This window comes from Kitasatospora sp. NPDC006697 (assembly GCF_042869935.1).
Taxonomy (GTDB): domain Bacteria; phylum Actinomycetota; class Actinomycetes; order Streptomycetales; family Streptomycetaceae; genus Kitasatospora.
Genome location: NZ_JBIAGU010000001.1, coordinates 251,479 through 263,496 on the forward strand (window position 1 = coordinate 251,479; position 12,018 = coordinate 263,496).

Genomic DNA, 12,018 nt, shown 5'->3' on the forward strand with positions numbered 1-12,018 from the left:
ATCACGGACGGAGCACGGCCGACGGGCCGAACTCGCAAGTAACTAAGCGCTTGCTTAGCATCTTGGGTGCGGCACACACTGTCAACACCGGCCGGCCGCGACCCCATGCGAGGATGTGCACCATGACCACCGCGCCACACCCCGCCGACCAGTGGCCGGGCGAGCGCCCCGAAGCCGCCAGACGACTGCTGAGCGCGGCCGTCGACTCCTTCGCCCAGCGCGGCTTCCACGCGACCACCACCCGGGACATCGCCACCCAGGCCGGGATGAGCCCCGCCGCGCTCTACATCCACTACTCCAGCAAGGCCGCGCTGCTCGCCGAGATCAGCCGCAGCGGGCACGCCGCCACGCTGGCCCTGGTCGAGCAGGCGGTGGCCGGCACCGAGGGCGGGCCGCGCGAGCAGATGCGGCGGCTGGTCGAGGACTTCACCGCCTGGCACGCCCGCGGCCACACGGTCGGGCGGATCGTCAACTACGAGCTGCGCGCGCTGCCCGAGGAGGACTTCGCCGTCGTCGCGGAGCTGCGGCGGCGGATCGAGGACACCGTGCGCCTGGTGATCGAGGCGGGCGTGGCCGACGGCAGCTTCACGGCCACCGACATCCGCACCACGGCCCGCGCGATCACCGGGCTCGGCATCGACGTCGCCCGCTGGTACAACGACCGCAGCACCGAGACCCCGGAGCAGCTGGGCCAGCGGTACGGGGAGCTGGTGCTGCGGATGCTGGGCGCCGGCTAGCGGCAGCGGCGGCGGCGCCGCCCCGGTAGCCGGTGGCGGCCACCACCGGGCGCCGTCGCCCCACCGGACCCCGTCACGCCCCCGCCGTCACCGCCGCCACCGCGAGCAGCAGCACCGCCGACGCGGTGGACGCCCGCCGCGCCCCCCGCTCCGAGCGCGCCAGCGACCCCTGCGCCCGCCCGGCCAGCAGCGCCACCACCCCGTAGACCCCCGCGCACCCCAGCACGTTGAGGCTTCCCAGCACCGCCACCTGCCCGCCGATCGGCAGCGCCGCGTGCGGTGCGATGAACTGCGGGATCAGCGAGAGGTAGAGCAGCAGCCCCTTGGGGTTGAGCAGCGCGGTGAGCAGGCTCTGCCGCAGCACCGTCCGCCCGCTCGGCTGCGCGGCGGCCACCGCCCCGACCGCCCCCGCCCCGCCCCCGCCCCCGCGCCGCGCGGCGAGCAGCAGCCGGACGGCGATCAGCACCAGGTACCCGGCGCCGAGGTAGCGCAGCGCGGGCAGCGCGGCCGGCACCGCCCGCACGGCGGCGGCCAGCCCGGCCGCGGCGAGCAGGGTGTGCAGGGCGTAGCCGGCGCAGATGCCGGCCACGGCGGTGAGCCCGGTGCGGCGGCCCTGGCCGAGGCTGCGGGCCAGGACGTAGAGCCAGTCGGGCCCGGGGGTGCAGACCAGCAGCAGGTCCACGCCCAGGAAGAGCAGCAGCAGGTGGGTGTCCATGATGGGCCCGAAGGTAGCCGGAACGGCGTGGCAGCCGATGACCGGTTTCCGCAGCTCACCGGGGTGATGTGGCAGGATGTTGCGCCATGGACCGGATTGACCGCAGCATCCTGCGCGAGCTTCAGCAGGACGCCCGCCTGACCAACGCCGAGCTGGCCGACCGGGTCGGCCTGACCCCGTCGCCCTGCCTGCGCCGGGTGCGCCACCTGGAGCAGCGCGGCGTGATCCGCGGCTACCGCGCCCTGCTGGACGGCGCCTCGCTCGACCGGGGCTTCCAGGCCTTCGTCACGGTGGTGATGGCCCGCGAGGACAAGCCGACGGTCGCCGAGTTCGAGGGCCGGGTGGCCGCCCTGCCCGAGGTGATCGAGGCGCACCGGCTGTTCGGCGACCCGGACTACCTGCTCCGGGTCGCCGTCGCCGACCTGGCCGCCTACGAGCGGTTCCACACCGATGTGCTCTGCGGCCTGCCCGGCATCGCCCAGGTCAACTCGCACCTGCCGCTGAAGCTGGTGCGCCCCGACGAGGGCATCCCGACCGGCAACTGACGCCCAGGCCCTACGGCTTGGGCAGCGTGCAGCCGGCCAGCGCGAGGTTCAGCCGGGTGCCGGGCCCGAAGCAGGCCGGTATCCCGTAGGTCTCCTCGGCGTAGTTGGTGCCCTGGTGCACCGTGATGTTCCCGTTGGCGTCCACCTCGCAGGGGTTGTCGAGGGTGCAGGTCTCGCCGTTCTCGTTGCCGGTGTTGTTGACCGCGACCACCAGGCCGCTGGCGGCGTCGAGCACCGGCGAACCCGAGGTGCCGCCGATGGTGTTGCAGCTGGAGGTGTACCGGACCGAGTCCTTCCAGGTCCAGTCCGCCTCCTTCAACTCCGGCACGAAGCCGTCGATCGAGCAGCTGTAGACGGTCTTCCAGTAGCCGGAGACCACGTTGATCGCGGTGCCGGCCGCCGGGTGGTTCGTCGAGAGGGTCAGCGCGCTGATGCCGTACCGCTGTTGGATGCTCTGGTAGGTGGTGTTCAGCTGGTAGATCGTCACGTCCGTGTCGGTCATGGTGGAGTAGACGACCTTGGTGGCGCGCAGGGTGGCCAGGCGGCCCCCGCTCGCGGAGAGCAGGGTGAAGGTCCGGCTGGAGGCCTGGTTGGTGATCACCTCGCCGGGCGACGGCATGCCGGTCTCCAGGCAGTGGCCGTTGGTGAGCACCAGCGCGGGGTCGGCGGGCTGCGAGCCGGGCATCCGGATCACCGAGCCGGAGCAGTCGTCCAGCGCGACGGTGCCGGCGAACGAGGCGGCGGCCCGGACCTGGGCGGCGGGAGCGGCACCGGTGGGGGCGGCGGCGCTGGCGGGGTTGGCGGCGGACAGCACGCCGGCGGTGCCGAGCAGGGTCACTGCCAGCAGGCCGCTGAGGGGCGTCTTCATGTGGGGGTTCCTCCGAGGTGTGGGGATCCCACCACATTGTCCCGTACATGACGACCCGTCAAGAGGTCCGGCAGTGGCCCGGGAACCCCGTCGCCCCGCCGGCAACTCCAGTCTTCCGGTGCCCCGTTAGCGCTCCGACTCGGTGATCATCCGGACGATCTCCTCCGGCCGCACCGGCCGCCCGAAGAACCACCCCTGCGCCCGGTCGCACCCCATCTGCCGCAGCCGCTCCGCGTGGTCGGCGTTCTCCACGCCCTCCGCGGTCACCGTCAGCCCGAGGGTGTGCGCCAGCGAGACCAGGCCGCCGACGATCCGCCACCCGAGCACCTGCTCGCGCCCGGTTTCCCGCAGGTCGCTGACGAAGGAGCCGGCGATCTTCAGGCTGGAGACCGGCAGGTCGCGCAGGTAGGCGAGGTTCGACCAGCCGGTGCCGAAGTCGTCGATCGCCAGCGAGACGCCCATGGCCACCAGCGAGTTGAGCGCCCGCAGCGACTCGTCCTCGGGCCCGACCACGGCGCTCTCGGTGATCTCCAGCTGCAGCCGCTTGGGCTCCAGCCCGGTGCTGCGCAGGATCCGGTCGATGTCCTGCACCAGGCCGGCGTTGCGCACCTGGCGGACCGCCAGGTTGACGTTGACGTGCGGTGCCCGGTCGCCGAACCGCCGCACCCAGTCGGCGGCCTGGCCGCAGGCCTGCTCCAGCACCCAGCGGCCGAGCGGCATGATCAGGCCGGTCTCCTCCGCGGTGCCGATGAACTCGTCCGTCCCCAGCACGCCGAGCTGCGGGTGCCGCCAGCGGACCAGCGCCTCCACCGAGGAGAGCGAGCCGTCCTCCAGCCGGCAGAGCGGCTGGTAATCGATGAAGAACTCCCCGCGGTCCAGCGCCACCGGCATCCGCACCGAGACCGCGTAGCGGCTGACCGAGCGGGCGTTGCGCTGCGGGTCGAAGAGCGTCCAGCGGCCGCGGCCCTCCTCCTTGGCCCGGTAGAGCGTGAGGTCGGCGGCGCGCACGGCGGCCAGCGGGGTGGTCGCGGCCACCGGCCGCTCCAGCACGCCGATGCTGGCGCCGATCGCCAGCCGGTGCCCGTCGATCGGCACCGGCTTGGCCAGCGCGGCCAGCACCGTCTTGGCGGCGGCCACCGCCTCCTGCTCGCCCCGGCAGTCCTCCAGCAGCACCACGAACTCGTCGCCGCCGAGCCGGGCCACCAGGTGGCCCAGCGGGCGCAGCGCGGACTCCAGCCGCAGCGCGACGGCGGCCAGCAGCTGGTCGCCCATCTCGTGGCCCAGGCTGTCGTTGACCACCTTGAAGCCGTCCAGGTCCACGTAGCAGAGGCCGAACCGGGCCCCGGGCTCGGGCGAGTCGAAGACCGCCTCCAGCCGCTCGAAGAAGGCCGAGCGGTTGGGCAGGCCGGTCAGCGGGTCGTGGGTGGCCTGGTGGCGCAGCCGCTCCTGCAGCCGGTAGCGGTCGGTGATGTCCTCCATCATCGCGACCTGGTAGACCGGGGTGCCGTCGTCGTCGCGGATCAGCGAGCAGGTCAGGTGGGTCCAGACCACCTCGCCGTCGTGCCGGTAGTAGGGCTTGTCGAAGGAGAAGGCCTCGCGCTTGCCGCTGACCATCTCCTCGTAGGCCTCCCAGACCCCGGGGGTGTCCTCGGGGTGCACCAGGTCGTTGACCCGGCGGCCCTGCAGCTCGTCCGGCTTGGCGCCGAAGATGTCCTGCAGCGCCTTGTTGACGGCCAGGATGTTGCCCTCGACGTCGCCGATGCCGATGCCGATCGCGGCCGACTCGAAGAGCGCGCGGAACCGCGCCTCGGACTCGCGCAGCGCCCGCTCGGCCTCCCGGCGGGCGGTGTCGGCGGCCAGCCGGATCGCCTCCTGCTCCTGCAGGGTGCGCTCGCGCAGCGCGGCGGCCCAGCCGGCCGCGAAGGCGCCGGAGAGCTCGGCGCAGACCCGGTGGCCGGGCCGGTCGGTCTGCAGCAGGCCGATCGCCCGGGCCAGCAGGTCGGGGTCGGTGAACTGGGCCTCGACCAGCAGCGCGCCGGCCTCCGCGGCCGGGCCGGGGTCCAGTGAGCCGTCCGCCTGGGCCTCGTGCAGCAGCGCGGTGGTACTGCCGACCAGCCGGTTCAGCGCCTCCGGGTGCATCGCCGCGCCCTGGCTGCTGCGCAGCAGCCGGGCCCACTCCTCGGGGTCGGGCACCGACCCGGCGCCCTCGGGCCCGGCGTCGGCGGCCGCGCCCGGCAGCCGCCCGTCGACCATGGGCAGCGGGTCGCCCGCGGGCACGGGGCTGGTCACGGCAGCAGCCCCACGCCGACCACGCCGACCATGCGCTCCGGGTGCTCGCCGACCTCGTGGGGCTCGTCCGGTCGCCACTGCGGCAGGTAGACCACGCCCGGCTCGACCATCCGGTAGCCGTCGAAGAAGCCGGCGATCCGCTCCCGGGAGCGCATCGTCATCGGGGTCGGGGTGCGGTTGTACAGCTCCTGGTGCGAGTCCGCCTGGTCCGGGCGACCCTCCAGCGAGGCGTGGCAGATCGCCAGCGCACTGCCGGGCGGGAGCGCGTCGCGCAGGGTGCGCAGGATCCGCTCGGGGCCCTGCTCGTCGGTGACGAAGTGCAGCACCGCGACCAGCAGCAGGGCGACCGGCTCGCCGGGGGCCAGCAGCTCGGCCACCTCGGGGCGGGCCAGCAGGTCGGCCGGGTCGGTCAGGTCGGCCTCGACCACGGCACTGAGCCCGTCGCCCTCCAGCAGCAGCCGGCTGTGCGCGACGGCGACCGGGTCGCGGTCCACGTAGACCACCCGGCTCTCCGGGCGGATCGCCCGGGCGACCTCGTGCACGGCGCCGAAGGTGGGGATGCCGGAGCCGATGTCCAGGAACCGGGTGATGCCCTGTTCGGCCAGGTAGGCGACCGCGCGGCGGAGGAAGGCCCGGTTGGCGCGCATGATCAGCGGCAGGTCGGGCCACATCTCGATCGCCCGGCGGGCCATCTCGCGATCGGCGGCGAAGTTGTGCGACCCGCCCAGGTAGTAGTCGTACACGCGGGCCGCTGCCGGACGGTCCAGGTCCATGCCTTCGGGCACCCACGACGGTCGCGGCATCAGGGACCCCTTCCGACCCAGAAATAGACAAGAGGCACAAAGATCATCCTACGGACGGACGGGTGCCGCAAGCCTCTGACCGCCCCGGCGGTGCGCCGGCGTGTGCCCCGTCCGGCGACGACCCCGAAAGGTACCAGGTCGTCGCCGGAACGCTTCGAACGGCCCCGGAGCAGCGCGTGTCCGAACGGCTACTCGACGGTCACCGACTTCGCCAGGTTGCGCGGCTTGTCCACGTCGCGCTGCAGCGCCACGGCGGCGTGGTAGGCGAACAGCTGCAGCGGGATGTTGAGCAGCAGCGGGTCCAGCTCGGGCTCGCTCTTGGGCACCAGCAGCGCGTGGTTGGCCAGCTTGGCGTCCGGCGCGGTGTGCGCGATCGCCAGCACCCGGCCGGCCCGGGCGCGGATCTCGCCGAGGGTGGTGAGGTTCTTGTCCAGCAGCTCGTCGTCCGGCACCAGCGCGACGGTCGGCAGCTCGGGGCTGATCAGCGCCAGCGGGCCGTGCTTCAGCTCGGAGGCCGGGTAGGCCTCGGCGTGCACGTAGCTGATCTCCTTCAGCTTCTGCGCGCCCTCGCGGGCCACCGGGTAGCCGCGCACCCGGCCGATGAACATCATGCCCTCGCAGTCCGCGTACTCGGCGGCCAGCTCGGCGATCTCCTTCTCCCGCTCCAGGATCTGCCGGATCTGGCCGGGCAGCGCCTTCAGGCCGTCGACGATCCGGCGGCCGTCGGCCGGCGAGAGGTCGTTGATCCGGCCGAAGTGCAGGGCGAGCAGCGAGAACGCGACGACGGTGGAGGTGAACGCCTTGGTCGAGGCGACCGAGATCTCCGGGCCGGCGTGCAGGTACATGCCGCCGTCGCAGGCCCGGGCGATGGCGCTGCCGACGGTGTTGACCACGCCGAGCACCCGGCCGCCCTTGCGCTTGACCTCCTGCACGGCGGCCAGCGTGTCGTAGGTCTCGCCGGACTGGCTGACCGCGATGTAGAGGGTGTCGGCCTCGATCACCGGGTTGCGGTAGCGGAACTCGGAGGCCGGCTCGGCGTCGGCGGGGATCCGGGCCAGCTCCTCGATCAGCTGGGCGCCCATCTGGCCCGCGTAGTAGGCGGAGCCGCAGCCGATGATCTTCACCCGGCGGATGTCGCGCAGCTCGCGGGCGTCCATGTTGAGGCCGCCGAGGTGGGCGGTGGCGAACCGCTCGTCCAGCCGGCCGCTCAGGGTGCGCTCGACGGCGGAGGGCTGCTCGTGGATCTCCTTGATCAGGAAGTGCGCGTGGCCGGCCGTGTCGTAGGAGTCGATCTCCCAGTCGACGGTGGACGGCTGGCGGGTGGTCGGCCGGGCGTCCTCGGTGAAGGTGCGGAAGCCGTCGGCGCGGACCACGGCGAGCTCGCCGTCCTCCAGGTGCACCACCTGGCGGGTGTAGCGGACCAGGGCGGCGACGTCGGAGGCGACGAACATCTCCTTCTCGCCGATGCCCAGCACGATCGGGCTGCCGTTGCGGGCCACCACCACGCGGTCGGGCTGCTCGGCGTCCAGCACCGCGATGCCGTAGGTGCCGACCACCAGGGCGAGGGTGGCGCGGACGGCCTCCTCCAGCTCCACACCCTCGGCGCTGTGCGCGGCGATCAGGTGGACCAGCACCTCCGTGTCGGTCTCGGAGGCGAAGACGGCACCGTCGGCGATCAGCTTCTCGCGCAGCTGGTCGGCGTTCTCGATGATGCCGTTGTGCACGACGGCGAACCGGCCGGCGTTGTCCAGGTGCGGGTGGGCGTTGGCGTCGCTCGGCTCGCCGTGGGTGGCCCAGCGGGTGTGGCCGATGCCGGTGGAGCCCTTGAACCGGGCCGGCACGGTGGCGGCCAGGTCGGCCACCCGGCCCTTGGCCTTGCGCAGCTTCAGGCCGGCGCCCTTGCCGGTGACGGCGACGCCGGCCGAGTCGTAGCCGCGGTACTCGAGCCGCTGCAGGCCTTCGAGCAGGAAGGGGGTGGCGTCCTTGGGACCGATGTAAGCGACGATTCCGCACATGGTGAGGGGTGGCTCCTTGGTCGAAGGTCGAGGGTCGAGGGTCGAGAGTGAGGGTGGATGCGGGGGGCGGCCGCCGCTCAGCCGTAGACGATCCGGCGCAGCTGGCGGGCCGACAGCTCCGGGGCGACCACCCGGCGGGCGGGCAGCTCCTCGGCGATCCGGGCGAAGATCTGGTCGTTGGTCAGCCCCCGCGCCTGCAGCTCCCCGTGCCGGCGCCGGACGAACTCCGCGGTGGTCTCCGAGAAGTAGTCGAGCACCTCGGCCACCACCCGGGCGGCTTCCCGCGGCCCGAGGGCGCTGGTCCGGGTGAGGTGGGCGAGCAGGTCCGCGTGCGGCACCTGGGGCGAAGAGCTGGACACGGGCAGTGAGCCTAGGCTCGCAGATCGGATAACACCAAGATTTGTGCCCGATATCGGGCAGGATCCGGGCTCGGCTCCCGCTGATGCCGCAACTTCGGGCCCTCCGGGTTGCGCGCCGCGCGCCCCTGGGCATGCGAGGGCCGCTGCGCTACGCTCCTTGACGTGTTTCTCTCAGATCCGCACTGACGGCCCGTCGGCCGCCTGCGACCGGTAGCCACCGGCGGGCGGCAGACGCTCCTCCGTCGTGCCCGCGCGCGCCCCGGCTTCCCGGTGCGCCGCCTTCCTCTGGAGAACACCCATGTCTTCCGGCGCGTCCTACCGTGCTGTCCTCGCGCTGCCCCGTGCGCGCACCCTCTTCGCCGCCGCGATCGCCGCGCGGCTCTGCTACGGCCTGCTCGGCATCCCGCTGCTGCTCGCCGTGCGCTCCGGCACCGGGTCCTACGCCCTGGCCGGCACCACCGTCGGGATCGCCGGGCTGGCCACGGCGCTGCTCGGTCCGCTGCGGGCCCGGCTGGTCGACCGGCGCCCGGCGGCGCTGCGGCCGCTCGCGGCGGGGTACGCGGCGCTGCTGGCGCTGCTCGCCACCGCCTGCGCCGGGCACTGGCCGGTGCCGCTGGTGGTGGCGGTCGCCCTGCTGGCCGGCTGCTGCCCGCCGCCGGTCGGGCCGCTGATGCGCACGGTCTGGGGGCGGCTGGCCGCCGGCGAGGCGCAGCGGCAGTCGGCGCTCAGCCTGGACACCGCGGCCGAGTCCACCGTCTTCGCGCTCGGCCCGGTGCTCGGCGGCGTCCTGGTCGCGGCCGTCTCGGCGCCGGTGGTGCTGGGCGGCTGCGCGGTGCTGGTGGTCCTCGGCTTCGGCCTGCTGGCGGCCGCCCTGCCGACTCCCGAGGCCGCTGTCGCCGCTCCCACCGGGCGCCGAACTCCCCTGCGGGCCAAGGGCTTCCTGCCACTGCTCGGGTTGACCGCGGCGATCGCGGGCGCCCTCGCACTGGCCGAGGTGGGCCTGCTCGCCGGCCGGGGCACCGTCGTCACGGGGGTGGTGACCACGCTCTTCTCGGTCGGCGGCGTGCTGGGCGGCCTGCTCTACGGACGGCGGACGGTGGCGGTGCCGCTGACCCGCCGTCCGGTCCTGCTGGCCGGCACGGCGGCGCTCTGCTACGCCCTCCCGGCCGCCGTGCCCACGGTGGCGGCGGCGGGGGCGGGCCTGCTGCTGGCCGGCGCCTGCACCGACGTCCTGCTGATCGCGGCCTACCAACTGGTCGACCACCTCGCCCCAGAGGGCTCCCGCACCGAGGCCGGCGCCTGGCTCACCACCGCCTACAACCTCGGCGCGGCCGCCGGCACGGCGCTCGCGGGCGTCCTGGTGGACCGCCTGGGCACGGCCGCGGTGCTGCCCGCCGCCGTCCTCGGCCTGCTCGCGGCGGTCGGCGGGTCGCTGCTGCGGTCCGCCCGGCCGGGCGTCGGCTCACCGGCGGCGGCGCAGCGGTAGTCGGGCGCGGGGCTGCCCTCGCGGAGTGGGTGGGGCTCCGCGAGGGCAGGGTGGGTGGATGGTCAGGGGGTGGTGGGGCGGCTCCGGCGGAGCAGCCGGCGGCGGGTGGGCTGGTCGGGCAGCCAGCCGAACGAGAGGCTGCTGCCGATCAGGCCGAGCAGCAGCCCGATCAGGAAGCCGCCCAGGTTGGAGGTGACCCAGCTGACCAGGGTGAGCAGCACCGCCAGGATCGAGTAGAACAGCCGCTGGGACGGGTGGAAGAGCAGCAGCAGCCCGCAGAGCACCATCATGCCGGGCACGATGTAGCCGGCCAGGCCCTGCATGCCGATGTGCAGGATCACCGGGAGCGCCGCCTTCTCGGTGAACAGGATCTCGGTGCCGGCCAGGGTGACCAGCAGGCCGCCCCAGAACGGGCGGGCGCCGCGCCAGCGCTTGAAGCCGCGCCGGCGTTCGGGGGCCGGTGTGCTCTCGGTCGGCTCGGCCATCCGTCAGCAGCCCTGGTCGCTGAAACTCAGGTGCAGGTTGGGCAGTTTGAAGGTGGCGGCGGTGGTCGCGTAGTTGTCCTGCCGCAGGTTCTGGATGACGACCGTGTCGGCCTGTTGGCCGAAGACCCCGGGCGGGCCCTGGACGCCGGCCTTGGTGAAGGTGGAGGCGTCACCGCCGATCTCCATGGTGGTGAACGCGGCGTCGCCGGAGAGCACGTCGGAGTCGGTGGTCAGGCCGGTGGCGGTGACCGGGGTGCCCGCGTCGCCGGCCGTGATCCTCAGGTTGGTGCCGCCCAGGTTGACGCTCTGGCACAGGTTGGTGAGCTGGGCGGACTTGATCGCGGAGACCGCCACCAGCACCTGGCCGCCGGTGTTGCCGGCGTTCGGGCTGTTGTCGATCATGTTGTCCAGGCCGCCGAACTGCTCGAAGCCGGTGCCGTCCAGGCGGTCCGCGGTGACGGTGAAGGCCATGCCGGAGATGGAGAACTGCGCCCCCAGCACGCCCTGTGCCGTGAGGGCCATCAGCACCCCGCCGGCCACGCAGGCGGGCACGGCCATCAGTGCGGCGCGTCGCAGCCGGACCCGGCCGCGGCCGGTCTTCGCGGCGACGGGGGCATCAGGAGTCTCGGTCGGATCGGTCGCGGGATCGACGGAATCGGGCATGGCTGCTCCAGGAAGGTGAGGGGATCTGCGAACTCGGCAGCACGGTGTCCTGGCGCGGACAGCGCACCCGTCGGGCGATCAATCACCGGCCCTGGCAGGGGAATTGACGATGAGTCGGGCGACGGGCCAACTTCTTGGGAAGTTACCTCGGGGTAGACAGGGGGTCAAGGCTTCGCGCACGGCAGGTCCGGGCGCCGCCAGTTGGCCCCGGCCGCCTCGGCCTGCGCCACCCGCTCGGCGGCGGCCGCCGGGCCGATGAACGCGGCCAGCGCGAAGTGCGCCAAGGTCGGTAGCAGGGAGGGGAGTTCATCGTGCCTTCCGGCGGCGATGCAGCGGTAGATCGCCGAGTAGATGCCGCCCACCACGGCGTCCACCAGCAGCTCCCCGTCCACCCCCGGCGGCGGGCCCGGGCAGCCGGCCAGCAGTCGGCGCAGCCGCACCCGCAGCTGCTCCCGGGCGAGCCGCCCGGCCGGCCCGACCGCGTCGATCTCCACCACCGCCATGGTGGCGAAGGCGGGCACCTCGGCGAGGATCGACAGCACCGCCCGCAACGCGGCGTGCAGCCCCGCGCACCAGTCGACCTGGCCGGTGTACGCCTCCTCCATCCGGCGGATCACCACGGCCGTGCCGTGCCGGTGGGCCGCCAGGAAGGCCTCCTCCTTGCCGCTGAACTGCTCGTAGAAGACCGGTCTGGTCACCCCGGCCGCCCGGCAGATGTCGCTCACCCGGGCACCGTGGTAGCCGCACTCGGCCACCGTGTGGACCACTCCGTCGAGCAGCCGCTCGCGCTGGGTGGCCGCCACCACCTCCGCCGGGATGCGGCTCGGGCCGCGCCGGATCGATCGTGCCGGATCGCGTCCGTTTCGCTCTCCCGGAAGGATGAACTCGCCTGCGATGATGTGGTTTTCAAGATTTATCCGCAACTTTCGCACCGTCCCTTGACGCTGGCGTGACGCAGGTTTAGAACCTTCCCAGGTTTCCAATCGAGCCGAGGCCAACCAGGCACATCCGTCGAGGAGTTGGCGGTTCTGGACGTCAGCGGTCCAGTATCGC

12 protein-coding genes are annotated in these 12,018 nt (G+C 73.4%); 3 read left to right on the forward strand and 9 right to left on the reverse strand.

Features of this window, described 5'->3' with window-relative positions:
• The first annotated feature begins 113 nt into the window (after positions 1 to 113).
• Complete coding sequence (locus ACFYNO_RS01060) at positions 114 to 737, forward strand: TetR/AcrR family transcriptional regulator (RefSeq protein ID WP_388003107.1); 624 nt, start codon at positions 114 to 116, stop codon at positions 735 to 737.
• Between the two features lie 73 nt (positions 738 to 810).
• Here the strand turns inward: ACFYNO_RS01060 and ACFYNO_RS01065 are convergent, their stop codons facing one another.
• Complete coding sequence (locus ACFYNO_RS01065; protein ID WP_388003110.1) at positions 811 to 1,452, reverse strand: LysE family translocator; 642 nt, start codon at positions 1,450 to 1,452, stop codon at positions 811 to 813.
• An 86-nt stretch (positions 1,453 to 1,538) separates the two neighbouring features.
• On the opposite strand from ACFYNO_RS01065, the gene ACFYNO_RS01070 reads away from it, so the two are divergent.
• Positions 1,539 to 1,997: an Lrp/AsnC family transcriptional regulator gene (locus ACFYNO_RS01070; protein ID WP_388003113.1), complete on the forward strand. Its 459-nt coding sequence runs from the start codon at positions 1,539 to 1,541 to the stop codon at positions 1,995 to 1,997.
• A gap of 10 nt (positions 1,998 to 2,007) precedes the next feature.
• On the opposite strand, the gene ACFYNO_RS01075 is transcribed toward ACFYNO_RS01070, so the two are convergent.
• From ACFYNO_RS01075 to ACFYNO_RS01095, 5 genes are all read right to left on the reverse strand, one after another.
• A complete protein-coding gene (locus ACFYNO_RS01075; protein ID WP_388003116.1) occupies positions 2,008 to 2,865 on the reverse strand; it encodes a trypsin-like serine peptidase in 858 nt (285 codons plus the stop codon).
• Positions 2,866 to 2,991: 126 nt separating this feature from the next.
• The gene (locus tag ACFYNO_RS01080) at positions 2,992 to 5,154 is read right to left on the reverse strand and encodes a putative bifunctional diguanylate cyclase/phosphodiesterase (RefSeq protein ID WP_388003119.1); all 2,163 of its coding nucleotides are present in this window, start codon (positions 5,152 to 5,154) and stop codon (positions 2,992 to 2,994) included.
• The gene (locus ACFYNO_RS01085; protein WP_388003122.1) at positions 5,151 to 5,957 is read right to left on the reverse strand and encodes an SAM-dependent methyltransferase; all 807 of its coding nucleotides are present in this window, start codon (positions 5,955 to 5,957) and stop codon (positions 5,151 to 5,153) included. Before ACFYNO_RS01085 ends, ACFYNO_RS01080 begins: the two co-directional genes overlap by 4 nt.
• A gap of 188 nt (positions 5,958 to 6,145) precedes the next feature.
• Positions 6,146 to 7,972, reverse strand: coding sequence for a glutamine--fructose-6-phosphate transaminase (isomerizing) (gene glmS / locus ACFYNO_RS01090; RefSeq protein ID WP_388003125.1), 1,827 nt, complete (start codon positions 7,970 to 7,972; stop codon positions 6,146 to 6,148).
• A 77-nt stretch (positions 7,973 to 8,049) separates the two neighbouring features.
• The gene (locus ACFYNO_RS01095; protein WP_388003128.1) at positions 8,050 to 8,331 is read right to left on the reverse strand and encodes a hypothetical protein; all 282 of its coding nucleotides are present in this window, start codon (positions 8,329 to 8,331) and stop codon (positions 8,050 to 8,052) included.
• A 298-nt stretch (positions 8,332 to 8,629) separates the two neighbouring features.
• Between ACFYNO_RS01095 and ACFYNO_RS01100 the strand changes: the two genes are divergently transcribed.
• Positions 8,630 to 9,817, forward strand: a complete 1,188-nt coding sequence (locus tag ACFYNO_RS01100; RefSeq protein ID WP_388003131.1) for an MFS transporter — start codon at positions 8,630 to 8,632, stop codon at positions 9,815 to 9,817.
• Positions 9,818 to 9,879: 62 nt separating this feature from the next.
• On the opposite strand, the gene ACFYNO_RS01105 is transcribed toward ACFYNO_RS01100, so the two are convergent.
• The 3 genes from ACFYNO_RS01105 to ACFYNO_RS01115 all read right to left on the reverse strand — a co-directional run bounded on the left by ACFYNO_RS01105 (position 9,880) and on the right by ACFYNO_RS01115 (position 11,768).
• Positions 9,880 to 10,302: a DUF6114 domain-containing protein gene (locus tag ACFYNO_RS01105; RefSeq protein ID WP_388003134.1), complete on the reverse strand. Its 423-nt coding sequence runs from the start codon at positions 10,300 to 10,302 to the stop codon at positions 9,880 to 9,882.
• A 3-nt stretch (positions 10,303 to 10,305) separates the two neighbouring features.
• Positions 10,306 to 10,965, reverse strand: a complete 660-nt coding sequence (locus ACFYNO_RS01110) for a DUF6230 family protein (RefSeq protein ID WP_388003137.1) — start codon at positions 10,963 to 10,965, stop codon at positions 10,306 to 10,308.
• A gap of 164 nt (positions 10,966 to 11,129) precedes the next feature.
• On the reverse strand, positions 11,130 to 11,768 hold the full coding sequence (locus ACFYNO_RS01115) for a TetR/AcrR family transcriptional regulator (RefSeq protein WP_388003140.1): 639 nt from the start codon (positions 11,766 to 11,768) through the stop codon (positions 11,130 to 11,132).
• Positions 11,769 to 12,018: the final 250 nt, after the last annotated feature.